This window comes from Kitasatospora sp. NPDC001664, from assembly GCF_053596675.1.
The window spans coordinates 129,651-153,364 of the sequence record NZ_JBSFGS010000002.1; the positions used below are offsets into that span (position 1 = coordinate 129,651).

Annotated in this window: 18 protein-coding genes and 1 pseudogene; 10 read left to right on the top strand and 9 right to left on the bottom strand. The window is 73.2% G+C overall.

The window, feature by feature from the left end; translation table 11 throughout:
* Positions 1-130 precede the first annotated feature (130 nt).
* Complete coding sequence (locus ACWCYY_RS02995; protein ID WP_380150339.1) at positions 131-2,515, top strand: RelA/SpoT family protein; 2,385 nt, start codon at positions 131-133, stop codon at positions 2,513-2,515.
* 69 nt (positions 2,516-2,584) lie between these two features.
* Here ACWCYY_RS02995 and ACWCYY_RS03000 read toward each other — a convergent pair whose 3' ends face one another.
* Entirely contained in the window at positions 2,585-3,814 is a 1,230-nt protein-coding gene (locus ACWCYY_RS03000; RefSeq protein WP_345279002.1) for a DUF349 domain-containing protein, read from the bottom strand.
* Between the two features lie 247 nt (positions 3,815-4,061).
* Positions 4,062-4,862, bottom strand: coding sequence for a peptidylprolyl isomerase (locus ACWCYY_RS03005; protein ID WP_345279004.1), 801 nt, complete (start codon positions 4,860-4,862; stop codon positions 4,062-4,064).
* A gap of 222 nt (positions 4,863-5,084) precedes the next feature.
* On the opposite strand from ACWCYY_RS03005, the gene ACWCYY_RS03010 reads away from it, so the two are divergent.
* The 4 genes from ACWCYY_RS03010 to ACWCYY_RS03025 all read left to right on the top strand — a co-directional run bounded on the left by ACWCYY_RS03010 (position 5,085) and on the right by ACWCYY_RS03025 (position 9,465).
* Entirely contained in the window at positions 5,085-5,792 is a 708-nt protein-coding gene (locus ACWCYY_RS03010) for an MBL fold metallo-hydrolase (RefSeq protein WP_345279006.1), read from the top strand.
* Between the two features lie 11 nt (positions 5,793-5,803).
* Positions 5,804-7,069, top strand: coding sequence for a histidine--tRNA ligase (gene hisS / locus ACWCYY_RS03015; protein ID WP_449794899.1), 1,266 nt, complete (start codon positions 5,804-5,806; stop codon positions 7,067-7,069).
* Positions 7,066-8,862, top strand: coding sequence for an aspartate--tRNA ligase (gene aspS / locus ACWCYY_RS03020; RefSeq protein ID WP_345279010.1), 1,797 nt, complete (start codon positions 7,066-7,068; stop codon positions 8,860-8,862). Before hisS ends, aspS begins: the two co-directional genes overlap by 4 nt.
* 93 nt (positions 8,863-8,955) lie before the next feature.
* Positions 8,956-9,465: a GNAT family N-acetyltransferase gene (locus tag ACWCYY_RS03025; protein WP_345279012.1), complete on the top strand. Its 510-nt coding sequence runs from the start codon at positions 8,956-8,958 to the stop codon at positions 9,463-9,465.
* 136 nt (positions 9,466-9,601) lie between these two features.
* Here ACWCYY_RS03025 and ACWCYY_RS03030 read toward each other — a convergent pair.
* From ACWCYY_RS03030 to ACWCYY_RS03040, 3 genes and pseudogenes are all read right to left on the bottom strand, one after another.
* Positions 9,602-10,693: pseudogene (locus ACWCYY_RS03030) on the bottom strand (MFS transporter); the annotation flags it as partial.
* Positions 10,690-11,664: a hypothetical protein gene (locus ACWCYY_RS03035; RefSeq protein ID WP_449794900.1), complete on the bottom strand. Its 975-nt coding sequence runs from the start codon at positions 11,662-11,664 to the stop codon at positions 10,690-10,692. The pseudogene ACWCYY_RS03030 and the gene ACWCYY_RS03035, both read right to left, overlap by 4 nt.
* Positions 11,665-11,728: 64 nt before the next feature.
* The gene (locus ACWCYY_RS03040) at positions 11,729-12,841 is read right to left on the bottom strand and encodes an alkene reductase (RefSeq protein WP_345279016.1); all 1,113 of its coding nucleotides are present in this window, start codon (positions 12,839-12,841) and stop codon (positions 11,729-11,731) included.
* Positions 12,842-12,959: 118 nt separating this feature from the next.
* Here ACWCYY_RS03040 and ACWCYY_RS03045 point away from each other — a divergent pair, with 118 nt between their 5' ends.
* Complete coding sequence (locus ACWCYY_RS03045) at positions 12,960-16,016, top strand: BTAD domain-containing putative transcriptional regulator (RefSeq protein WP_449794901.1); 3,057 nt, start codon at positions 12,960-12,962, stop codon at positions 16,014-16,016.
* 19 nt (positions 16,017-16,035) lie between these two features.
* On the opposite strand, the gene ACWCYY_RS03050 is transcribed toward ACWCYY_RS03045, so the two are convergent.
* Genes ACWCYY_RS03050 through ACWCYY_RS03060 form a run of 3 tightly spaced genes read right to left on the bottom strand, consistent with a single transcriptional unit; the run spans position 16,036 to position 17,481 of the window.
* Positions 16,036-16,287, bottom strand: coding sequence for a type II toxin-antitoxin system RelE family toxin (locus ACWCYY_RS03050; protein ID WP_449794902.1), 252 nt, complete (start codon positions 16,285-16,287; stop codon positions 16,036-16,038).
* On the bottom strand, positions 16,284-16,538 hold the full coding sequence (locus tag ACWCYY_RS03055; protein WP_449794903.1) for a type II toxin-antitoxin system Phd/YefM family antitoxin: 255 nt from the start codon (positions 16,536-16,538) through the stop codon (positions 16,284-16,286). Before ACWCYY_RS03055 ends, ACWCYY_RS03050 begins: the two co-directional genes overlap by 4 nt.
* A 49-nt stretch (positions 16,539-16,587) precedes the next feature.
* On the bottom strand, positions 16,588-17,481 hold the full coding sequence (locus ACWCYY_RS03060; RefSeq protein ID WP_449794904.1) for a LysR family transcriptional regulator: 894 nt from the start codon (positions 17,479-17,481) through the stop codon (positions 16,588-16,590).
* Between the two features lie 232 nt (positions 17,482-17,713).
* On the opposite strand from ACWCYY_RS03060, the gene ppk2 reads away from it, so the two are divergent.
* The 3 genes from ppk2 (at position 17,714) to rpsD (ending at position 20,846) form a co-directional block, all read left to right on the top strand.
* Positions 17,714-18,538, top strand: a complete 825-nt coding sequence (gene ppk2 / locus ACWCYY_RS03065) for a polyphosphate kinase 2 (protein ID WP_345279025.1) — start codon at positions 17,714-17,716, stop codon at positions 18,536-18,538.
* 31 nt (positions 18,539-18,569) lie between these two features.
* On the top strand, positions 18,570-19,919 hold the full coding sequence (locus ACWCYY_RS03070; protein ID WP_449794905.1) for a replication-associated recombination protein A: 1,350 nt from the start codon (positions 18,570-18,572) through the stop codon (positions 19,917-19,919).
* A 312-nt stretch (positions 19,920-20,231) separates the two neighbouring features.
* On the top strand, positions 20,232-20,846 hold the full coding sequence (gene rpsD, locus ACWCYY_RS03075; protein WP_345279029.1) for a 30S ribosomal protein S4: 615 nt from the start codon (positions 20,232-20,234) through the stop codon (positions 20,844-20,846).
* Here the strand turns inward: rpsD and ACWCYY_RS03080 are convergent.
* Positions 20,834-22,993: an ATP-binding protein gene (locus tag ACWCYY_RS03080; protein WP_449794906.1), complete on the bottom strand. Its 2,160-nt coding sequence runs from the start codon at positions 22,991-22,993 to the stop codon at positions 20,834-20,836. The genes rpsD and ACWCYY_RS03080 overlap by 13 nt on opposite strands.
* Before the next feature lie 238 nt (positions 22,994-23,231).
* Between ACWCYY_RS03080 and ACWCYY_RS03085 the strand changes: the two genes are divergently transcribed.
* On the top strand, positions 23,232-23,711 hold the full coding sequence (locus ACWCYY_RS03085) for a DUF948 domain-containing protein (protein ID WP_345279035.1): 480 nt from the start codon (positions 23,232-23,234) through the stop codon (positions 23,709-23,711).
* Positions 23,712-23,714: the final 3 nt, after the last annotated feature.

The following is a 23,714-nucleotide window of genomic DNA, read 5'->3' on the forward strand; positions in this document are numbered from 1 at the left end:
AACTGGTCATACCGGGGGCGCGGGGAACTGACATCTGCGGCTCCGCCGCGGGGCGCGACCAGCCCTCTACGGAGGTGCATGGTTGGCAGCGCAGTTCCCCGCGCCCCCAAAGGTTTAACCACTCGGTACCATGAAACCCCAACCGCACCACGAGGAGTCGTCCTTGCCCGACGAGGTTGTGCCCCCGGCGCCCGCCACGCCCAAGCCCTCGGCCACCGGCGGCATGCGGGCCCGCCTCGCCCGCCTCGGCGGTCAGCGCTCCACCGTGCTCAACCCGGTGCTGGAGCCGCTGTTCCGGACCATCCGGGCCCAGGACCCGAAGGCCGACCCGGCCCTGTTGCGCGACATCGAGCGCGCCTACGCGGTGGCGGAGAAGTGGCACCGCGGTCAGAAGCGCAAGAGCGGCGACCCGTACATCACCCACCCGCTGGCCGTGGCCACCATCCTGGCCGAACTCGGGATGGACGCGCCCACCCTGATGGCGGGTCTGCTGCACGACACCGTCGAGGACACCGACTACGGCCTGGAGACCCTGCGCCGGGACTTCGGCGACTCGGTGGCCCTGCTGGTGGACGGCGTCACCAAGCTGGACCGCGTGAAGTTCGGCGAGGCCGCGCAGGCCGAGACCGTCCGCAAGATGGTGGTCGCGATGGCCAAGGACCCCCGGGTCCTGGTGATCAAGCTGGCCGACCGGCTGCACAACATGCGGACCATGCGGTACCTCAAGCGGGAGAAGCAGGAGAAGAAGGCCCGCGAGACGCTGGAGATCTACGCCCCGCTGGCGCACCGGCTGGGCATGAACACCATCAAGTGGGAGCTGGAGGACCTCGCCTTCGCGATCCTCTACCCCAAGATGTACGACGAGATCGTGCGTCTGGTGGCCGAGCGCGCCCCCAAGCGGGACGAGTACCTGGCCACCGTGATCGACCAGGTCCAGGGCGACCTGCGGAGCGCCCGGATCACCGCGCAGGTGACGGGCCGTCCGAAGCACTACTACTCGGTCTACCAGAAGATGATCGTGCGCGGCCGCGACTTCGCCGAGATCTACGACCTGGTCGGCATCCGGGTCCTGGTGGACACCGTCCGCGACTGCTACGCGGCGCTCGGCACCATCCACGCGCGGTGGAACCCGGTCCCCGGCCGGTTCAAGGACTACATCGCGATGCCGAAGTTCAACATGTACCAGTCGCTGCACACCACGGTGATCGGTCCGGGCGGCAAGCCGGTCGAGCTGCAGATCCGCACCTTCGACATGCACCGCCGCGCGGAGTACGGCATCGCCGCGCACTGGAAGTACAAGCAGCGCGCGGTGGCCGGCGCCTCCAAGGTGCGCACCGACACGCCGACCCAGGTCCGCAAGGACGACAAGGCCGGGGCCGTCAACGAGATGGCCTGGCTGCGGCAGCTGCTGGACTGGCAGAAGGAGACCGAGGACCCGAGCGAGTTCCTGGAGTCGCTGCGCTTCGACCTCTCCAACAACGAGACCTTCGTCTTCACCCCCAAGGGTGACGTGATAGCGCTGCCCGCCGGGGCCACCCCGGTGGACTTCGCCTTCGCGGTGCACACCGAGGTCGGCTACCGCTGCATAGGAGCACGGGTCAACGGCCGGCTGGTGCCGCTGGAGTCGACGCTGGAGAACGGCGACACCGTGGAGGTCTTCACCTCCAAGGCGGAGAACGCGGGCCCGTCCCGGGACTGGCTGGGCTTCGTCAAGTCGCCGCGCGCCCGGAACAAGATCAAGGCCTGGTTCTCCAAGGAACGCCGTGAGGAGGCGATCGAGCAGGGCAAGGAGGCGATCGTCCGGGCGATGCGCAAGCAGGGCCTGCCGATCCAGCGGATCCTGACCGGCGACTCGCTGGTCACCCTGGCGCACGAGATGCGCTACCCGGACATCTCCTCGTTCTACGCGGCGATCGGCGAGGGCCACGTCGCGGCGCAGAACATCGTCCAGAAGCTGGTTCAGGCGCTCGGCGGCGAGGAGGGCGCGACCGACGACCTGGCCGAGACCGCCACCCCGACGGCCCATCAGAACCGGGCCACCCGGCGCCGGGCCAAGGGTGACCCCGGGGTCATCGTCAAGGGCGTGGACGACGTCTGGGTCAAGCTGTCCCGCTGCTGCACGCCGGTGCCGGGCGACCCGATCGTCGGCTTCGTCACCCGGGGCAACGGCGTCTCGGTGCACCGGGCGGACTGCGTCAACGTCGAGGCGCTCTCCCAGCAGCCGGAGCGGATGATCGAGGTCGAGTGGGCCGCGACCCAGTCCTCGGTCTTCCTGGTGGCCATCCAGGTGGAGGCGCTGGACCGCTCCCGCCTGCTCTCGGACGTCACCCGGGTGCTCTCCGACCAGCACGTCAACATCCTGTCGGCGGCGGTGCAGACCTCCCGGGACCGGGTGGCGATGAGCCGCTTCACCTTCGAGATGGGCGACCCGAAGCACCTCGGGCACGTGCTCAAGGCGGTCCGCGGGGTCGAGGGCGTGTACGACGTCTACCGGGTCACCTCGGCCCGCCGGTAGGCACCGGAACGACGGAAGGGCCCCACCGCCGAGGCGGTGGGGCCCTTCTGACGTGCGGTCGGCGGAGGATCAGCCGCTGAACTCCTCCAGGCTCTTCTGGGCCTGGTCGAGCAGGGCCTGACGGCCCGCCAGCTCGTTCTCCAGCTTGGCGACCTTGGACGCGTTCCCGGCGGCGCGGGCCTTGTCCAGGTCGGCCTGCAGCTTGTCCACGGCGGCCTGGAGCAGGGCGGTCATGCCGGTGGCACGGGCCTTGGCCTCCGGGTTGGAGCGCTGCCACTCGGCGTCCTCGGCCTCGCGGACCGCCCGCTCGACCGTGTTCAGCCGGGCGTCCAGGCGGGGCTTGGCGTCGCGCGGGACGTGGCCGATGGCCTCCCAGCGCTCGGAGACCTCGCGCAGCGCGGCCTTGGCGGCCTTGAGGTCGGTGACCGGCAGGATCGCCTCGGCCTCGACCAGCAGGGCCTCCTTGAGCTTCTGGTTCTCGCCCTGCTCGGCGTCACGCTCGCTGAAGACCGAGGAGCGCGCCTGGAAGAACACGTCCTGGGCGCCCCGGAAGCGTGCCCACAGCTCCTCCTCCGCGTCCCGCTGGGCGCGGCCGGCGGCCTTCCAACGGGCCATCAGGTCCCGGTAGGCGGCGGCGGTGTCGCCCCACTCGGTCGAGCTGGAGAGCGCCTCGGCCTCGGCCACCAGGCGCTCCTTGACCGCCTTGGCCTGGTCGCGCTCGGCGTCCAGGGTGGCGAAGTGCGCCTTGCGGTGCTTGGAGAAGACCGAGCGGGCGTGCGAGAAGCGGTGCCACAGCTCGTCGTCGCTCTTGCGGTCCAGCCGGGGCAGCGCCTTCCAGTTGTCCACCAGCGCGCGCAGCCGGTCCCCGGCCTCGCGCCACTGGGTGGACTCGGCCAGCTGCTCGGCCTCGGCGACCAGCTTCTCCTTGGCCGCGCGGGTCTCCTCCTGGGCCTTGGCCCGGGCCGCCTTGCGCTCGGTCTGGCGGGTCTCGACCTCACCGGCCAGGGTCTCCAGGCGCTGGGCGAGCGCGGCCAGGTCGCCGACCGCGTGCGCCTCGGTGACCTGCTCGCGCAGGTGGTCGAGGGCGGTCTGGGCGTCCTTGGCGGCCAGGTCGGTCTTGCGGACCCGGTGCTCCAGCAGCCCGATCTCGGCCGACAGGCCCTGGTACTTGCGCTCGAAGTAGGCGAGGGCCTCCTCGGGGGAGCCCGCCTGCCAGGAGCCGACGACGCGCTCGCCATCGGCGGTCCTGACGTAGACGGTCCCCTGCTCGTCGACACGGCCCCACGGGTCGCTGCTCACAGCGCGCCTCCTCCACATGACGCCGCACCCCTTCCGGGGGCGGTACGTCGTCCACAGTTGATGTGCGGCGGACCGATGGAGTCCGCCGTCCGGGCCGTCGGGGTTCGGTGCCGAGGGTGACGGCCGACGGTCAGGGCACCCTATACAAGAAGCAAGATAGGCGACCAGCACCGGCGTTGTCCGTAATCCGGGCCGGGCGGATCGTCACGGCGCCGCGCCCGGTGGCCGGGCGCGGCGCCGTCGGGGCTCAGGACTTGGTGGTGGTCACCGCGTTGAGCACCACGTTGGCATTGGGGGCGCCGTCGCCCCCACCGCCCTTCACACCGCCGGCGGCGATGTTGGTGAGCACGTCCAGACCGCCGGTGATCTTGCCGAACGGCGTGTAGTTCGGGGGCAGTTGGGTGTCCTTGTAGACCAGGAAGAACTGGCTGCCGTTGGTGCCCGGGCCCGCGTTGGCCATCGCCAGGGTGCCGGCCGGGTAGGTGGCGCCGGTGAGGTTCTCGTCCGGGAACTGGTAGCCCGGGCCGCCGGAGCCGGTGCCGGTCGGGTCACCGCACTGGAGCACGTAGATGCCCTCGGTGGTGAGGCGGTGGCACTTCACGTGGTCGAAGTACTGCTCGCCCGCCAGGAAGGCGAAGGAGTTGACCGTCTTGGGGGCCTTGGCGGCGTCCAGGGAGACCGTCACGTCGCCGCAGCTGGTCTTCAGCACGGCGGTGTAGGCGGCCTTGGCGTCCAGCGACATGGCCGGCTCGGTCTTCCACTGCTTGCCGTTGGGCTTGCCCTCGGCCGGGGCGGTGCAGCCCTTGACGTCCACCGGGGTGGGCGCGGGAGCGGTCGGCGCGGCCTGCGCCGAGGGCTCCTTCTTCGGGTCCGAGTCGAAGAGGCCGCCGGCCCAGGCGCCGCCGGCGGCGATCAGCACGACGGCCAGCGAGCCGCCGACGATCGCGTTGCGCTGACGGGCCTTCTTCTGGGCCTCGGCCCGGCGCTCCGCCTGGCGCTCGTACTTCTCGCGGGCGAGCTGCCGCCGCCGCTGTTCGCTGGTGACCACCGGGCGTGTCTCCTGAGGAATGGACGTCTTGGTCGGTATCTAGGGACGGATCATCGCACCCGTCGGCGGCCAAGTGTAGGGACCTCGTGTGTAAGTACGAGATCAGCCGTGCGGGCCGACAGGTCACGATTGCGTCGACAACCGGTTAGGAACCCGTGCGGTGGCGCCGGTAGGCTGCGGGATGACTCGTAATGGTCCGTTACCCGATGGAGAGGAAACACGTTGTTCGTCGCCGGATTTCCCGCCGGAGCCTGGGGCACCAATTGCTACCTGGTCGCACCGGCAGCCGGTGAGGAGTGCGTGATCGTCGACCCCGGGCACGAGGCCGCCCAGGGCGTCGAGGACCTGATCCGGGAGCACCGGCTGAAGCCCGTCGCCGTGCTGCTCACCCACGGACACATCGACCACATCGCCTCGGTGGTGCCGGTCTGCGGCGCGCGGAACGTGCCCGCCTGGATCCACCCCGAGGACCGCTACATGATGACCGACCCGGCACGCGGCCTCGGCCGTGCGCTCGGGCAGCAGATCATGGGCTCGATCACGGTCGGCGAGCCGGACGACGTGCGGGAGTTGACCGACGGCGCGGTCCTGGACCTGGCCGGCCTCCAGCTGACGGTGGATCACGCCCCCGGCCATACCAAGGGGTCGGTGACCTTCCGGACGCCCTCGAGCGAAGACATCCCACCGGTGCTCTTCTCGGGTGACCTGCTGTTCGCCGGCTCGGTAGGGCGTACCGACCTCCCGGGGGGAGACGGCGAGGCGATCCTGCGCTCGCTGGCCCGGGTGTGCCTGCCCCTCGACGACTCCACCGTGGTCCTCTCCGGCCACGGCGGCCAGACCACCATCGGCCGCGAGCGCGCGACCAACCCCTACCTCAGGCAGGCGGCGGGAGCGCACGGCGCTCCGGCCTTCCCGCGACGAGGAATGTGACGGAAGAGAAGTTGAGCACCTTCACCGCCCCCAAGGGCACCTACGACCTGCTGCCGGGCACCAACTCCGCCGAGTTCCTGGCCGTCCGCGACCAGCTGAGCGCCCCGCTGCGCCGGGCCGGGTACGGCTACATCGAGACCCCGGTCTTCGAGGACATCAAGCTCTTCTCCCGCGGCGTCGGCGAGTCCACCGACATCGTCACCAAGGAGATGTACACCCTCACCACCAAGGGCGGCGACGAGCTCGGTCTGCGCCCCGAGGGCACCGCCTCCGTGGTCCGCGCGGCCCTCCAGGCCAACCTGCACAAGCAGGGCAACCTGCCGGTGAAGCTCTGGTACTCGGGCAACTTCTACCGCTACGAGCGGGCCCAGAAGGGCCGCTACCGCCAGTTCTCGCAGATCGGCGCCGAGGCGATCGGGGCCGAGGACCCGGCGCTGGACGCCGAGTTGATGATCCTGGCGGACGACGCCTTCAAGGCGCTCGGCCTGCGGAACTACAAGCTGCTGGTCAACTCGCTGGGCGACAGGCAGTGCCGCCCGGTCTACCGCGCCGCGCTGGTCGACTTCCTCTCCGGGCTCGACCTGGACGAGGAGACCCGCCGCCGCGCCGAGATCAACCCGCTCCGGGTGCTCGACGACAAGCGCGAGTCGGTGCAGGCCCAGCTCACCGACGCGCCGATGCTCCGCGACTACCTCTGCGAGGACTGCACGTCCTACGACGAGCAGGTCCGCGCGCTGCTGACCGCCGCCGGGGTGGCGTACGAGCAGGACCCCAAGCTGGTCCGCGGCCTGGACTACTACACCCGCACCACCTTCGAGTTCGTGCACTTCGGCCTCGGGGCGCAGTCCGCGATCGGCGGCGGCGGGCGTTATGACGGCCTGTCGGAGATGCTCGGCGGTCCGGCCCTGCCCTCGGTCGGCTGGGGCCTGGGCGTGGACCGCACCTACCTGGCGCTGGAGGCGGAGGGCGTGACCCTCGACCTGCCGGTCACCACCGAGGTGTACGCCGTGGCGCTCGGCGAGGAGGCCAAGGCCGTGCTGTTCGGCAAGGTCACCGAGCTGCGCCGGGCCGGCATCGCCACCGACCTCGCCTTCGGCGTCAAGAGCATCAAGAACGCCATGAAGTCCGCCGACCGTAGCGGCGCCCGCTTCGCCCTGGTCGCCGGGGACCGCGATCTCGCCGAGGGCGTCGTCCAGTTGAAGGACATGACCTCCGGCGAGCAGAGCCCCGTCGCCCTCGAAGCACTCGTCACCACCCTGAAGGAGAAGCAGCTGTGATCCGCACGCACGACGCGGGCACGCTCCGCGCGGAGCACGCCGGCACCACCGTCACCCTGGCCGGCTGGGTCGCCCGCCGCCGCGACCACGGCGGCGTCGCCTTCATCGACCTCCGGGACGCCTCCGGCACCGTGCAGATCGTCGCCCGTGACCTGGAGGCCATCGGCGACCTGCGCTCCGAGTACTGCGTCAAGGTCGTCGGCGAGGTCCGGGTCCGCCCCGAGGGCAACGAGAACCCGGAGATCCCGACCGGCAAGATCGAGGTCGTGGTGGGCGCGCTGGAGGTCCTCTCCGAGGCCGCCGCGCTGCCCTTCCAGGTCGCCGAGTACGAGCCGGGCACGGTCAACGAGGAGGTCCGCCTCCGGTACCGCTACCTGGACCTGCGCCGCGAGGGCCCGGCCCGCGCGCTGCGGCTGCGCTCGAAGGTCAACCACATCATCCGCACGGTGATGGAGGAGAACGACTTCCTCGACATCGAGACCCCGTACCTCACCCGCTCCACCCCCGAGGGCGCCCGCGACTTCCTGGTGCCCGTCCGCCTGCAGCCGGGCCACTGGTACGCCCTGCCGCAGTCGCCGCAGCTGTTCAAGCAGCTGCTGATGGTGGCCGGCATGGAGCGGTACTACCAGATCGCCCGCTGCTTCCGCGACGAGGACTTCCGCGCCGACCGGCAGCCGGAGTTCACCCAGCTGGACATCGAGGCCTCGTTCGTCGACCAGGAGGACATCCTGGCCCTCGGCGAGAAGGTCGTCTCCCGGATCTGGTCCGAGGTCCACGGCTACGAGCTGCCCAGCCCGCTGCCCCGGATGACCTACGCCGACGCGATGAACCGCTACGGCTCGGACAAGCCGGACGTGCGCTTCGGCCAGGAGCTCACCGACCTCACCGAGTACTTCGCGGGCACCGAGTTCCGGGTCTTCCAGGCCCCGTACGTCGGCGCCGTGGTGATGCCCGGTGGCGCCTCACAGCCGCGCAAGCAGCTGGACGCCTGGCAGGACTGGGCCAAGGCGCGCGGCGCCCGCGGCCTGGCCTACGTGCTGGTGGACGCCGAGACCGGCGAGCTGCGCGGCCCGGTGGCCAAGAACCTCTCCGAGGAGCACCTGGCCGGCCTGGCCGCCGCGGCCGGCGCCAAGCCGGGCGACGCGGTGTTCTTCGCGGCCGGCAAGAAGACCGCCTCGCAGGAGCTGCTCGGCGCCGCCCGTCTGGAGATCGGCCGCCGCTGCGAGCTCATCGACGAGTCGCAGTGGGCCTTCCTCTGGGTGGTCGACTTCCCGATGTTCGAGCCGATCGAGGACGACAAGGGCGAGTTCCAGGGCTGGCACGCGGTGCACCACCCCTTCACCGCCCCGACCGCCGAGTCGCTGGCCACCTTCGACACCGACCCGGGCTCGGCGCTCTCCAACGCCTACGACCTGGTGCTCAACGGCTCGGAGCTGGGCGGCGGTTCGATCCGTATCCACCAGCGGGACGTGCAGAAGCGGGCGTTCGACGCGATCGGCCTCAGCGAGGAGGAGGCCCAGTCGCAGTTCGGCTTCCTGCTGGACGCCTTCAACTACGGCCCGCCGCCGCACGGTGGCGTCGCCTTCGGCCTGGACCGCATCGTCACCCTCCTCGGCGGGTACGACACCATCCGTGACGTCATCGCGTTCCCGAAGACCTCGACCGGCGGCGACCCGCTGACCGGCGCCCCGACCCCGATCACCCCGGCCCAGCGCCGGGAGGCCGGTGTCGACGCCAAGCCGAAGTCGGAGACGGCCGCGGCCGCCAAGTCGGAGGCCCCGAAGGAGTCCTGACGAGGCTTCAGTAACATCGTGGCCCCGGTGGATGCGACTCGTCGCAACTGCCGGGGCCGCTCCGTCGTCCACAATGGCGTGGAAGGAACACCGATGACCGTCAGCACCAGAGTCGAGCTCCCCGAGGACGCGCCCGCGACCAGACGGGTGCACATGGCCGCGTTCCCCGGCCCGGACGAGGCCGACCTGGTCGACGCGCTGCGCCGCGACCACGCCTGGCTGCCGGAGCTCTCGGTGGTCGCGGTGGACGAGCGGGACCTGGTGGTCGGCCACGCCCTGCTGACCCGGCTGGAGGTCGGCGGCGGTGAGGCACTGGCGCTCGCCCCGGTGGCGGTCGCGCCCGAGTGGCAGCGGCAGGGGGTCGGGCAGCTGCTGGTGCGGGCCGTGCTGGAGGCCGCGGCGGCGGCGGGCGAGCAGCTGGTCGTGGTGCTCGGGGATCCGTCCTACTACGGGCAGTTCGGCTTCACGCCGGCCGCCGAGCACGCGGTGACCGGGCCCTTCGAGGTGCCCGCCGAGTACTTCCAGGCGCTCCGCCTGCCGGGGGCCAACGGCTCCACGCCGAGCGGGCACTGCCGCTACCCGGAGCCGTTCGGCTCGTTCTGAGCGTGAGTAGGCCTCGACGGGAGGCGGCCAGACCGAGGGCCGCTTCCGGCAGGACGAGCGCCAGCAGCAGGAGCAGCGGTGCCGTCCAGCCGCCGGTGACGGTGTGCAGCAGACCCACCGTCAGCGGGCCGAGGGCGGCCAGCCCGTAGCCCGCCGTCTGGGCCAGCCCGGAGAGCCGGGTGGCGGTGGCCGGGTCCGGGGTGCGCAGGCCCAGCAGGGTGACGGCGAGCGGGAACCCGATGCCGTTGGCCACCCCGAGCAGCACCACCCAGAGCCAGGCCGCCCGCGGTGCCAGCAGCAGCCCGGCCAGTCCGAGGGCGGTGGCGGCGGAGACGGCGGCGGCCAGCGGGCGCTGGTCCGGCAGCCGGGCGGCGAGCACCGGAGCGGCGAACCCCAGCGGGATGCCGACCAGCAGGAAGACCGAGAGCATCGCCCCGGCCTCGGCGGCGCCGTGCCCCTGATCCCGCATCAGGGTGGGGAGCCAGGCGGTCAGGACGTAGAACATCAGCGAGACCAGCCCGAGGAAGCCGGCGACGGACAGGGCCAGGGCAGCGCCCCGGGGGCGCGGGGAACGGCGCGCTGCGGAAGAACACGACCCGCGTGCCGGGTACGGAGATTCACGTGCAGGTGAGCGCCCGTACCCGGCAGACAGGTCCGAACCTTCCGCAGCGCGCAGTTCCCCGCGCCCCCGAGGCGGCCCGTCTGCCTCGTGCCCCCGCCTCCAGAGCAGGGCGGCCGCGAGGGACGGCACGGCCCAGAGGGCGAGGGCCGCGTGCGGGCCGGTGGCGCGGGCCAGGGGGACGGCCAGCGCGGCGGCGAGGGCGGCGGTGCCGGACATCGCGGCCATGGCCAGGCCGGTGGCGGGGCCGGTCCGGCCGGGGAACCGCTGCTTGACCACGGCGGGGAGCAGGACGTTGCCGACCGCGATGCCCGCGCCCGCCAGGGCGGTACCGGCGAACAGGGCGGCGGTGGCGGGGAGGCCCCGGAGGAGTTGACCCGCCGTCAGCAGCGCCAGGGCGGCGGCCACCGTCGCGGAGCTGCCGAAGCGGCGGGCGAGCGGCGCGGCGAACGGGGCGACCAGGGCCAGGCAGAGCACGGGCAGGGTGGTGAGGGCGCTCGCGGCGGCCCCGCCGAGGCCGAGGGCCGGCAGCAGCGGGGGGAGTGCGGTGAAGGCGGCCCGCAGGTCGGCGGCCAGCAGGACCAGCCCGACGGCCGCCCGCCGACTCACGCGGCCCGGCCCCGGTAGGGGCAGGAGAGCTGCTCCAGGATGGTCTCCGAGAGCAGGTCCTCCTGGCCCTTGAGGGCGTCGGCCACCTCCTGGTCGACCGGGAAGACCAGTTCGGCGGCGACGTTGTCCTGGACGATCCGGGCCAGGTTGTCCAGCGCGGTGGCCACCGGGTCGGCCGGGAGCTGGGCGGTGGTGATGTCGAGCAGGTGGTCGTCGGCCCGGGCCGGGTCGAGGAAGCGCCGGATGACGATGCTGTTCTGGTTGAGCACGGCGGTGGTCCAGATCGAGAGCACCACCACGTAGAGGTCCGGCCACTCCCGCTCGCCGACCCGCTGCCGCCAGCGCCGCATCAGGCGGCCGACCCCGGCGATCTGGGCCCGGGCGGCGTGCGCCATGTTGGTGCGGATGTCGGCGTAGACGGAGCCGGTGAACTCGGTGAAGGACTCGACGGTGAAGCCGTCCCGGGCCGTGGAGGTCTCCGCGAACTCCACCGCCGCGTCCAGGATCCGCCGCGAGGAGGCCTCCAACTCCTGCGGCAGCCGCGCCGCTTCGAGGAGGCGGCGGGCCGTGCCGAGCGTCCCGGCGAACTCCCGCAGCGGCCCGGCCCAGCCGGCCGCCCCGGTCGGTCCGCTCAGGTACGGGGCGAGGATCGAGAAGACGCCGAGCGGGACGTGGGCGATGGACTTGGCGAGTTCGAACTCCTCGGCCACCGGGTGCAGACTCTCCCGCTCGCCCCGGTGGATCAGGGTGTAGCGGCCGCCCCGGGAGTCGTTCTCCACCACGATCACCGGGCCGAGGTGCGGGGTGAGGTCGGCCTTCAGGGTCGCGTAGGCGCTGCGCATCCCGGCGTTGACGGCCAACAGCGAGTCGCGGGCCCGCCGGGTGGGGTCGGAGCGGAAGGCGACCAGGTCCAGGTCGTGCGGGTCCACGTCCTGGCCGTGGTCGTTCCGGGTGGGCGGGGCGGTGGCCATGGTGATCCTCCGTCAGGGTCGGATGCACCCACCCTGGCCGTCCCGCCGTCCCGGCCGTGAGGGTTCAGCGTCCCGCCCCGGTCCCGGCCGGCTCCAGCGCGGGGTAGTCGGTGTAGCCCGTCGCCCCGCCGACGTACATCAGGTGGGCGTCCCGGATCGGGTTCAGCGGTGCGCCGGTGCGCAGCCGGGCGACCAGGTCGGGGTTGGCCAGGAAGGCGCGGCCGAGCGCGATCAGGTCGGCGCCCGCGGCGAGCAGCCGCTCGCCGGCGGCGCGGCCGCCGTCCACCGGGAGCGGGCCGGGCCAGGGGAGCACCGGGTTGGCGATCAGGGTGCCCGGCCAGGCGCGGCGCAGGGCGTGGAAGAGCGGCTGCTCCGGATCGGCGAAGACCACGTGCAGGTAGGAGAGGCCGCCGAGCCCGGCCAGCGCCTCGACCAGGGCCGGGTAGACCTCCTCGACGTCGTCCTCCGCCATGCCGTTGGCGGTCACGCCGGGGGCGATCCGGACGCCGACCCGCTCCGGGCCGATGGCCTCGGCGACCGCGCGCACCACCTCGACGGTGAAGCGGATCCGGTTCGCGACGGAGCCGCCGTAGCCGTCGGTGCGGCGGTTGGTGTGCGAGGAGAGGAACTGGTGCAGCAGGTAGCCGTTGGCGGAGTGCACCTCGACCCCGGCGAAGCCCGCCTCCACGGCGCGGCGCGCGGCTGCGGCGAAGTCGGCGACGGTGTCGCGGACGTCCTGCTCCGTCATCTCCCGCGGCACCACGGTCTCCTGGTGTCCGGACGGGGTGAAGATCGTGCCGGGCAGCGGGACGGGGGAGGGCGCGAGCGGGTGCAGCCCGGTGGTCTCCGGGTGGCCGACCCGGCCGCCGTGCTGGAGCTGCAGGTACATCTGCCCGCCCTCGGCCCGGACGGCCTCGGTGACGCGCCGCCAGCCGGCGACGTGGGTCTCGTCGTGGATGGCCGGGATGTCGGGGTAGGTGGCGCCGACCGGGTTGGGGGTGGCGGCCTCGGCGATGATCAGGCCGGCGGTGGCGCGCTGGGCGTAGTAGGTGGCCATCAGCTCGGTCGGGACGCCCTGCGAGTCGGCCCGGTTGCGGGTCATCGGGGCCATCACCAGGCGGTTGGCGAGGCGGAGCGCGCCGAGACGGGCGGGCTGGAAGAGGTCGGTGCTGGTCATGGCTGGCTCCTCGGGAGGTCTCTCGTTCCGTTGGCCTGACGATCGCTCAACTCGCTTCGGGAGCACTGACGGTCCGCTGACGGCGGGCTGATGATCTTGGCTGTGTAGGGTGGGCCGCATGAGGTACGGGGTGCTCGGTCCGCTGGCGGTGTGGGACGCGGACGGTGCGGTGGTGCCGGTCCCCGAGGCCAAGGTGCGGACGCTGCTGGCGGTGCTGCTGGTCCACGGGGGACGGGCCGTGCCGACCGACCGGCTGGTGGACGCCCTCTGGGGCGACGCCCTGCCGGGCAACCCCGCCAACGCCCTCCAGGCCAAGGTCTCCCAGCTGCGCCGGGCGATCGGGCGTGATCGGGTCACCCACCAACCGGCCGGGTACCGGCTGGAGTTGGCGGAGGGCGAGCTCGATGCGGGCGCCTTCCGCACCCGGACGGCCGGGGCGCGGCTGATGGTGGACCCCGGGGAGCGGGCGACGGCCCTGGGTGCGGCACTGGAGCTGTGGCGCGGCGAGCCGTACGCCGACTTCGGTGACGAGGAGTTCGCCCGGGCGGCGGTGCAGCGGCTCGCGGAGGAGCGGCTGTCGGCGGAGGAGGAGCGGGCCGAGGCCCGGCTGGCGGCGGGCGATCCGCTGCTGGTGGGCGGGCTCGCCGAACTGGTGGACCGTCACCCGCTGCGGGAGCGGCTGCGCGCGGTGCAGCTGCGGGCGCTGTACCGGGCGGGGCGGCAGGGGGAGGCGCTCGCCGCGTACGGGGAGCTGCGGGCGCTGCTGGCCGAGGAGTTGGGCATCGATCCGGGACCGGAGCTGACGGCCCTGCACGCGGCGATCCTGCGGCAGGACCCGGCGCTGCTGCCAGCACCGGCGGAGCTCGGTGGTGGGGCGGCCGTGCCGACGGGTGTCGGTGCGGCGGTGCTGCCGGTGCCGCGGACGGGGCTGGTCGGGCGTGGCCCGGCGCTGGAGCGGCTCCTCCGACTGGTGCGCGGTGAGCGGCTGGTGACGCTCACCGGCCCCGGCGGGGTGGGCAAGACCCGGCTCGCGCTGGCCCTCGCCCACCGGCTGTCGGAGGATCCGCGGGAGGACGTCCGGCTGGTGGAGCTCGGCCCGCTGCCCGTCGGCACGGCCGACCTGGCCCAGCCGGTGGCCGCCGCCCTGGGCGTCCAGCAGGCCGCGATGCCGCTGGCGCCCGACTCGGCCGCCGCCTCGCTGGCCGCCGCGCTGCGGGGGCGGCGGACGCTGCTGGTCCTGGACAACTGCGAGCACGTGATCGACGCGGCCGCCGCGCTGGTCGCCGAGCTGTTGGCGGTGGCGCCCGGCCTGCGGGTACTGGCCACCAGCCGGGAGTCGCTGCGCCTCCCGGAGGAGACCCTCCACCCCGTCACCCCGCTCGAACCCGCCGACGCCGCACGGCTGTTCACGGAGCGCGCCACCGCTGCCGCCCCGGGCTTCGGGGCGAGCCCGCAGGACGCCCGGACCAGGGAGGCCGTGGAGCTGATCTGCGGCCGCCTGGACGGCCTGCCGCTCGCCCTGGAGCTGGCCGCGACCCGGGTCCGGTCCATGGGCGTACGGGAGTTGGCGGACCGGCTGGGCGACCGGTTCCGGCTGCTGGCCTCCGGGCAGCGCGGGCTGCCGGCCCGGCAGCAGACCCTGCGCGCGGTGATCGACTGGAGCTGGGACCTGCTCACCGAGTCCGAACGCGCCGTGCTGAGACGGCTCTCCGTCCCCGTGGCGGGGTGCACCTTGGCGGCCGCCGAGGCGGTCTGCGCGGCGGACGGCACACCCGAGTGGGAGGTCCTCGACCTGGTCGGCCGGCTGGTGGACCGCTCGCTGGTCGACGCGGTGCACGGAGCCGACGGCCCGCGCTACCACCTGCTCGAATCGGTGGCCGCCTACGCGCGCGAACGCCTCCACGAGGCGGGGGAGTTGGGCCCCACGGCTGACCGCCACGCCCGTCACTACGCCGACCTGGCGGTCCGGGCCGAACCCGCACTGCGCGGCCCGCACCAGCGCGAGTGGCTGGCCCGGCTGGACGCCGACGCCGCCAACCTGCACGCCGCACTCCACCGTGCGGACCCGTCCGGCGCCGCCCGGCAGGCCGCCGCGCTCGCCCCGTGGTGGCTGCTGCGCGGCCGCCTGCACGAGGCCCGCACCACCCTCGCCACCGTTCTCGACCGGCTGCCGCCCGGGGCCCCGGGGGAGGTCGAACTCCGGCTCCAGTACGGCGCGTTCGCGATGCTGACGGGTCACCAGAAACCCGGCGGGGAGGGGCCGGTCGGGGTGACGCCCGACCCGGGACGGCACGGGCGGGCGCTCTGGCTGCACGGCTACGGCCTGCACCACGCCGGCGACCCGGTGACCGCACGGGAGGTCGCCGGCCGGGCCCTGGAGCTCTGCGAGGCGGCGGACGACGCCTGGGGCACGGCCGCCGTCCGGGCCCTGCTGGCCGTCACCGCCCTGGTGGCAGGCGACCTGGAGGCAGCCGGGCGGGACGGCCGAGCGGCCGCCCTGGCCTTCCGTCAGCTGGGCGACGGCTGGGGCGAGTTGCAGACCGTCCCGGTGCTCGCCGCACTGGCCGAGATCGCCGGGGACCACACCGCCGCGGCCACGCTCCAGACCGAGGGCCTGGCCCTCGCCGAGGGGCTCGGCCTGGCCGCCGAGGTCTCCGCCCGGCTCGGCGGCCTGGGCCGGCTGGCCCTGCTGGCCGGTGACTGGGACCGGGCCCGCGAGCTGCACGAGCGCGCCCGCCAGGCGGCGGTGGCCCAGGGCTACCTGTACGGCGAGGTGTTCGCCCTGATGGGGCTGGCGCTGGGGGCTCGGCGAGCGGGCGAGCTCGACGAGGCCGAGCGCCACCTGCGCACGATGCTCGACGACTACCCGTCGTCCCTCGCCGGGAAGCACCTCCTCCACGTCGAGCTCGGCTTCATCGCCGAGCTGCGCGGCCAGGCGGCCGAGGCAGCGGACTTGCACCGCCAAGGCCTGTCGTACGCGAGGGAGTTGGGCGATCAGCGAGCCGTTGCACTCTCCCTGGAGGGCCTGGCCGGAGCCGCCGTCCTCGCCGCCGACCCGGCCGAGGCCGCCCGCCTGCTGGCCGAGGCGGACGCCCTCCGCCGGGCGAACGGCGGCCCGCTCCCGCCCGCGGAACGCGGCGACGTCGACCGGATCACCGCCGCCGTCACCTCGTGAGCAGGCCGCGGTAGGGAGGTCAGGCCACGCGGCCGAGGTTGACGATCACGATCGTCACGGTGCTGTCGGCGATCTCGTACATCACCCGGTAGCGGCCGACGTGCATGCGGCGCAGGTCGGGTGAGCCGTATGCGGTGGAGCCGGTCGGCCGGGGATCGTCGGCCAGGAGGTCGACGGCGTCCATGACCTGGCGCAGGCCGTCCGGGTCGTCCTTGAGGAAGCGGGCCGCGGCGTTGATCGCGTGCTCGTCCCAGGTGACGCGGTGGGTCACTCGCGCTCCAGGCCGAGCTGGGTGCGGACGTCGTCGTGGGCGACGGTCACGACGGTACCGGCGGCCTGGCGGGCGCGGTACTGGGCCAGCGCGAGGGCGTCCTCGAGGTCGGCGAGTTCCTGGGGGTTGATGAGGACGGCGGCGGGCTGGCCGTGGTCGGTGATGATGATCCGCTCACGGCTGTGCGAGGCCCGGCGTACCAGCGAGCCGAACTTGGCCCGCGCTTCGGTGATCGGCAGCGTATCGCTCATGACAGAACTGTACACTTCACGCACCTTCGTGGCGCCTGGAAGCCGGTACCTACAGCTCGAAGGTGCTGCGGCAGCTCTCGATGAAGGCGGCCATCGCCGCGGTGAGCGGGCGGTCGCGGAGCCAGTAGAGGCCGACGTGGCTGGGGGAGAGGCCGGTGACCTCGCGGTAGACCACGTCGGGGCGGGAGGCGAGGCGGCTCATGGCCGAGGGGGCGAAGCCGATGCCCTGGCCGCAGGCGACGGCGGCGAGCCATTCGTCGGCGTTGTGGACGACGGCGCCGATCCGGGCCGGGCGGCCGCCGCGTTCGGGGCAGCCGAGCCAGTAGTCGCGCCAGAAGCCGGCCTCGGCGGGGATGGCGACGAAGGGGTCGTCGAAGAGCTCGGTGACGTCGATGGTCGCGCGGCCGGCCAGGGGGTGGGAGACGGGGAGGACCGCGAGCCGGGGGGAGGTGGCGAGGCGTTCGCCGGCGAACTCGGGGGAGAGGTCGGCGGGGGCGTGCCAGAGGGCGAGGTCGATCTCGCCGCTCGCCAGGCCGGAGGTGACGTCGAACCAGTTGTTCTGTCGCATCCGGGCCTGCCAGCCGGGCATCCGCCGTTCGAAGTCGGCCATGGTGGCCAGGCTCATCAGGTTGACGGTGGCCCCCTCGAAGCCGACCCGGAGCACTCCCTCGGCCTCGGTGGCCGCCTGGCGGACGGCGCGGACGGCGCCGTCCCAGCCGGCCAGCAGGGAGGGGGCCCGGCGGGCGAGCTCCTCGGCGGCCTGAGTGGGCGTCACGCCGGTCCGGGTGCGCTCGAAGAGCTGGACGCCGAGCAGGGCCTCCAGCTGGCGCACCTGCTTGGTGAGGGCGGGCTGGGACACCAGCAGCCGGGCAGCGGCGGCCGTGAGCTGGCGCTCCTCGTAGACCGCCGCGAAGGAGCGGAGCAGCCGGGTGTCGATGTCCATGCCGTCAGGTTATGGAACCGGGAATTGGACCGGCCCGCCGGGGCTGGGGCAGAGTGGGCCACCCGTCGCGGGGGGTCCGGTACCGGCAGCACAGGGGACGGTCGGTCCCGGGCGCCCCGCGCCGTTCCCACGCAGTTCGCCCGGAGTTCGCACGCAGTGCGCGGCCGACCTGCGACCGGGCCTGATCCGCCGTAACGTGAGTGCCCATCAGCACCCGTGAGCGGAGGGCCGGATGGCGTCGAAGTCCCCCAAGCCGAGCAGCACGACGAGGCTCCCGAAGAAGCCGTACGAGCGCGAGCTGCTCCGGCTCCAGGGCGAGCTGGTCAAGCTCCAGGAGTGGGTGCGGGCCGAGGGCGTCCGGCTGGTGGTGGTCTTCGAGGGCCGGGACGCGGCCGGCAAGGGCGGCGCGATCAAGCGGGTCACCGAGTACCTCAACCCCCGGGTGGCGCGGATCGCCGCACTCCCGGCGCCGACCGAGCGCCAGCGCAGCCAGTGGTACTTCCAGCGGTACGTGGAGCAGCTGCCGGCCGCCGGGGAGATCGTGCTGTTCGACCGGAGCTGGTACAACCGGGCCGGGGTGGAGAAGGTGATGGGCTTCTGCACGCCGGAGGAGTACTGGCAGTTCCTGCACCAGTGCCCGACCTTCGAGCGGATGCTGATCGAGGCCGGGATCATGCTGCGCAAGTACTGGTTCTCGGTCAGCGACACCGAGCAGGAGAAGCGCTTCCGGGACCGGCTGGAGGACCCGATGCGGCGCTGGAAGCTGTCGCCGATGGACACCGAGTCGATCTCCCGGTGGGAGGAGTACTCCCGGGCCAAGGACGAGATGTTCGTCTACACCGACATCCCCGAGTCCCCCTGGCACGTGGTGGAGAGCGACGACAAGCGCCGGGCCCGGATCAACATGATCGCCCACCTGCTGTCCACCGTCCCGTACCACGAGGTCAGCCCGCCCTCCGTGCACCTGCCGGCCCGTCCGCCGGGCCACGGCTACCAGCGGCCCCCGCGCGACCTGCAGAAGTACGTGCCCGACCACGCCGCGAAGCTGGCCGACTGAAGCGTCGGCGCTCTGGCATACGCTTCACAGCGTGGAACCGGACCTCTTCACCGCAGCCGCCGAGGAACGCCAGGCCCAGGAGCCCGGGCGGGCCCCGCTCGCCGTGCGGATGCGCCCGCGCACCATCGACGAGGTGGCCGGGCAGCGGCAGCTGCTCAAGGACGGCTCCCCGCTGCGCCGGCTGGTGGCCAACTCGCGCGGCCCGGCGGCGACCAGCTCGGTGATCCTCTGGGGTCCGCCCGGCACCGGCAAGACCACCCTGGCGCACGTGATCAGCCAGGCGGTGGAGGGCCGCTTCGTGGAGCTCTCGGCGATCACCGCCGGGGTCAAGGAGGTCCGCGCGGTGATCGACGGCGCCCGTCGCGCCGTCGGCATGTCCGGCCGGGAGACGGTGCTCTTCCTGGACGAGATCCACCGCTTCTCCAAGGCCCAGCAGGACTCGCTGCTCCCGGCGGTGGAGAACCGCTGGGTCACCCTGATCGCCGCCACCACCGAGAACCCCTACTTCTCGGTGATCTCCCCGCTGCTCTCCCGCTCGCTGCTGCTCACCCTGGAGTCGCTGACCGACGAGGACGTCCGGGCGCTGCTGCGCCGCGCGGTGGAGGACGAGCGCGGCCTGGGCGGTGAGGTGACGCTCGGTCAGGAGGCCGAGGACCACCTGGTGCGCCTCGCCGGCGGGGACGCCCGGCGGGCGCTCACCACCCTGGAGGCGGCGGCCGGGGCGGCGCTGGAGAAGGGCGAGGCGGAGATCACCCTGGCCACCACCGAGACGGCGGTGAACCAGGCGGCCGTCCGCTACGACAAGGACGGCGACCAGCACTACGACGTGGCCAGCGCCCTGATCAAGTCGATCCGGGGCAGCGACGTGGACGCCACCCTGCACTACCTGGCCCGGATGATCGAGGCCGGCGAGGACCCGCGGTTCATCGCCCGGCGGCTGATGATCTCGGCCAGCGAGGACGTCGGCCTGGCCGATCCCACCGCCCTGCAGACGGCGGTGGCGGCGGCCCAGGCGGTGGCCCTGATCGGCTTCCCGGAGGCCCGGATCATCCTCAGCCAGGCGGCCATCGCGCTGGCGCTGGCCCCCAAGTCCAACGCGGCTTACCTGGCCATCGACGCCGCCCTCGCCGACGTCCGGGCCGGCCTGGCCGGGGCGGTGCCGCCGCACCTGCGCGACGGCCACTACAAGGGGGCGGCCAAGCTGGGCCACGCCCAGGGCTACCAGTACCCGCACGACCGGCCCGAGGGCATCGCCCGCCAGCAGTACGCGCCGGACGCGGTCCACGGCAAGGAGTACTACAAGCCGACCAGGCGCGGCGGCGAGGCCCGGTACGCGGACACCGTGGAGTGGACCAGGGGCCGGCTCAGGGGAGAGTCGTGACGCCTGTATAGTTGCCCGGAGTGCCTTGTCCCGGGCCCGGCGGTGAGCTTCGGCTGACCGACCGGCCGCACCAGCGGGGCGATGGCCGTGAAGTCCTCCACGGACTTCCTGGAGCGTTGCGCACCGATTTCGGTGTCGCGTGCAGCCCACCACCTCACGGCGGTGGGCCGAACGTGTGCAAGCACAGTAGTGCCCGGCTGCGGAGAGCGGCTGATCGTCCGTCCTGCGGGCGGTTTTTCTCCGGGTCGCGAGGAGCAACCTCCGTCAACACCTGGTGAAGCCGTATTCGCAACTGAAAGAGGTAATGGTTCCATGGCGAACCAGAAGCGTCCCAAGGTCAAGATTGCCCGTGCGCTGGGTATCCCGCTGACCCCGAAGTCCGTCAAGTACTTCGAGGCCCGCCCGTACCCGCCCGGCCAGCACGGCCGTGGCCGCAAGCAGAACTCTGACTACAAGGTCCGTCTGACCGAGAAGCAGCGTCTGCGCGCCCAGTACGACCTGAGCGAGAAGCAGATGGCCCGCGCGTTCGAGAACGCGAAGAAGGTCGAGGGCAAGACCGGTGAGGCGCTCGTCGCCCTGCTGGAGACCCGTCTGGACTCGCTGGTCCTGCGTTCGGGCATCGCCCGCACGATCTACCAGGCCCGTCAGATGGTCGTCCACGGCCACATCGAGGTCAACGGTGGCAAGGTCAACAAGCCGTCGTTCCAGCTGAAGCCGGGCTACGTCGTCACCGTGCGTGACCGTAGCAAGGAGAAGACCCCGTTCGTCGTCGCCCGTGAGGGTGGCAACGCGGGCGAGGGCCAGACCCCGAAGTACCTCGAGGTCAACCTCCGCGCCCTGGCCTTCCGCCTGGACCGCGCCCCGCAGCGTCGTGAGGTCCCCGTGATCTGCGACGAGCAGCTGGTCGTCGAGTACTACTCGCGCTGACCTGCCGCAGGCACAGCCGAGCCCCGCAGCCTTCCGGCTGCGGGGCTCGGCCCGTTCCGGGGCACCCGCACGGCACGGCCTGAGGCCACCCGGGCCGCCGCCCGGTCCAGGTCCAGGGCCACGCCCAGCTCGAAGGCCTCGGCGAACTCCTGCTCCGTCAGACCGCTCCTGGCCCGCTCCAGGCCGGTGCGGTGCGGGGTGTTGAAGGTGGTCGAGCCGCAGAACGGCTTGCCGACCGCCCGCCAGGTCCGGTGCGCCGCGCCGAGCAGCACCGCCGCCTCGTACAGGTCCGGGTCCGGGCCCTCGGTCTCCAGCACCGCCAGCACGTCCAGCGCCAGCACCACGCCGAGCAGGTCCTGGAAGAGGTGGTTCAGCCGCACGCACTCGCGGGCGTGCGCGCGGGCCGGGCGCAGCTCGCCGGAGAGCCAGGCCGCGTACGCCATCGCGTAGCGGCCGTAGGCGTAGGCCCACTGCTCGCCGTGCTCCTCGCAGACCTCCCGGACCTTCTCCAGCCAGATGGTGCCGCGCTCGGTCTCGCCCTGGAAGAGGTGCGCCACGCCGAGCTCGAACATCGCCATCAGCACGTTGCTGTTCAGCTCGCCGATCGCCTCGTAGTGCCAGAGCGCCTCTTCGAACAGCTCGGTGGCGCGCGCGAGTTCGTCGCCGATCAGGGCCGCGCAGCCCTGCCGGTGCACCGCGTAGGCGAGCGCCCGGTCGTCCCCGGTCTCCACGGCCTGCCGGTGGCACTCGGCCAGGGCGGGGCGGGCCCGGTGCAGGTCGCCCTGGAGGGTGGCCAGGTAGCCCGTCACCCAGAGGGCCTTGGCCCGGGCCTCGGTCGGCTCGGGGGCCAGCGCCAGCGCGCGGTCCAGCCAGTGCCGGCCCTCGCCCAGGTGGCCGGAGCCGACCCAGTAGTACCAGAGGGTGCCGGCCAGCAGCAGGGCCAGCTGCTCCTCGCCCGGCTCGGCCAGGCTGAACTCCAGCGCGGCGCGCAGGTTGGAGTGGGCCAGTCTGGTCCGCTCGGCGGTCTCCGGCTGCCGCGGGCCGAACCACTCGACCTCGCCCCAGGTGGCCACCCCGAGGTACCAGTCCCGGTGGCGCCGGCGCAGGCGCTGCTCCTCGCCGCTCGCCCGCAGCCAGCCGGCGCCGTACTCGCGCAGGGTGTCCAGCAGCCGGTAGCGGGCGCCGAGCGGGCCCTGCTCCCGCAGCAGCACCGACTTGGCGATCAACTCGCCCACCAGGTCGAGGAGTTCCTCGGCGGCCAGGCCCTCGCCCGCGCACACGTACTCGACCGCCTCCAGGTCGAAGCCGCCGGTGAAGACCGAGAGCCGGGCCCAGAGCAAACGTTCCTGCGGCGTGCAGAGCTCATGACTCCAGCCGATCGTGGTGCGCAGCGTGCGGTGCCGCTCCGGGCCGCTGCGCGAACCGCCGACCAGCAGCCGGAAGCGGTCGTCCAGCCGGTCGGTGATCTGCTCCACCGAGAGCGCCCGCAGCCGCCCGGCGGCCAGCTCCACCGCGAGCGGGATGCCGTCCAGCCGGCGGCAGAGCCGGGTGGCCTCGGCCAGGTTGCGCTCGGTCAGCTCGAAGCCCGGAAGCACGGCGGCGGCCCGGTCGGCGAACAGCCGCACCGCCGCCGGGACCCGGCCCGGCTCCGCCGACACCGGCAGCGGCGCCAGGGGGTGGAGGTGTTCGCCCGCGATCCCGAGCACCTCCCGGCCGGTGGTCAGCACCCGCAGCCCGGGGGCGGCCCGCAGCAGCGCGGCGGCCAGTGCGGCGCAGGACTCCACCAGGTGTTCGCAGCCGTCCAGCACCAGCAGCAGCTCCCGGTCGGCCAGTTGCTCGACCAGCACCTCCTCCGGCTGCCGGGGGGTGGAGTCGGGCAGTCGCAGCGCCTCCAGCACCGCGTGGCCCAGCAGGTGCGGGCCGCGCACCCCGGCCAGCTCCACCAGCCGCACCCCGTCGGCGTACCGCCGGGCCGCCCCGGCCGCGGCGCGCAGGGCCAGCCTGGTCTTGCCGACCCCGCCGGGGCCGGTCACCGTCACCAGCCGACCCGCCGTCAACAGCTCGTCCAGATCCGCCAGTTCGGCCTCCCGGCCGACGAAGCTGGTCAGCTCGGCGGGCAGCCGGTGGCCGGGTGAGTCACTGCACACTGAGCCGCCCCCGTGGCCTGCAAGGGCCCGCACCCTGCGGACCACCCCGTCAACGAGGTGGCGGGGCGGGGGGTTACGAGGGCCGCCTCGGGCGGGCCGGGCCGGCCGTCCTGCCCCGCCGGGGGAGGCAGCGCCGCCGCGGCCCCAGGTCGAGCCGGGTGCCGCACGTAATCTCCTTGCCGAATCGCGGTAGGGTTCAACCCTGAAGTGTGGGGATGACGGCGAGGGAGCGCACAAGGTGTCCGTGGGAGAGCTGGCCGGCCTGTTGGTGGCCGTGTTCTGGGCGGTCCTGGTCACCCTGCTGGCGGTCGTCCTGGTACGGCTCTCCAAGGTGCTCCGGGAGGCGACCGTGCTGGTCGCCGCCGTCACCGAGCAGGCTGTGCCGCTGCTGACCGACGCGGGCACCGCCGTGCGCAGCGCCAACGAGCAGCTGGAGCGGGTGGACGAGATCACCGCCAACGTGCAGGACGCCGCCGCCAACGCCAACGCCCTCTCCTCCACCGTGGCCGCCACCCTCGGCGGCCCGCTGGTCAAGATGGCCGCCTTCTCCTACGGCGTGCGCAAGGCGGTGGCCCGCCAGCAGTCCGGTCTGACGGTGCCCCAGCAGGCGGGCGAGCGCGAGGAGCTGGCCCGGCTGATCCGGGCCGAGGTCCGCGCCGCCACCGCCCCCCGCCGGGGCGGACTGGTCGGCCGGCTGCGCCGCGCGGTGAAGGGCTGACGG

What these genes read in the sequence shown, in the direction of transcription:
- ACWCYY_RS02995 (WP_380150339.1), top strand. Translation starts at nt 131, where the DNA reads ATGAAACCCCAACCGCACCACGAGGAGTCGTCCTTGCCCGACGAGGTT.
- ACWCYY_RS03025 (WP_345279012.1), top strand. Translation starts at nt 8,956, where the DNA reads ATGACCGTCAGCACCAGAGTCGAGCTCCCCGAGGACGCGCCCGCGACC.
- ACWCYY_RS03035 (WP_449794900.1), bottom strand. Translation starts at nt 11,664, where the DNA reads ATGGCCACCGCCCCGCCCACCCGGAACGACCACGGCCAGGACGTGGAC.
- ACWCYY_RS03040 (WP_345279016.1), bottom strand. Translation starts at nt 12,841, where the DNA reads ATGACCAGCACCGACCTCTTCCAGCCCGCCCGTCTCGGCGCGCTCCGC.
- ACWCYY_RS03045 (WP_449794901.1), top strand. Translation starts at nt 12,960, where the DNA reads ATGAGGTACGGGGTGCTCGGTCCGCTGGCGGTGTGGGACGCGGACGGT.
- ACWCYY_RS03055 (WP_449794903.1), bottom strand. Translation starts at nt 16,538, where the DNA reads ATGAGCGATACGCTGCCGATCACCGAAGCGCGGGCCAAGTTCGGCTCG.
- ACWCYY_RS03060 (WP_449794904.1), bottom strand. Translation starts at nt 17,481, where the DNA reads ATGGACATCGACACCCGGCTGCTCCGCTCCTTCGCGGCGGTCTACGAG.
- ppk2 (WP_345279025.1), top strand. Translation starts at nt 17,714, where the DNA reads ATGGCGTCGAAGTCCCCCAAGCCGAGCAGCACGACGAGGCTCCCGAAG.
- rpsD (WP_345279029.1), top strand. Translation starts at nt 20,232, where the DNA reads ATGGCGAACCAGAAGCGTCCCAAGGTCAAGATTGCCCGTGCGCTGGGT.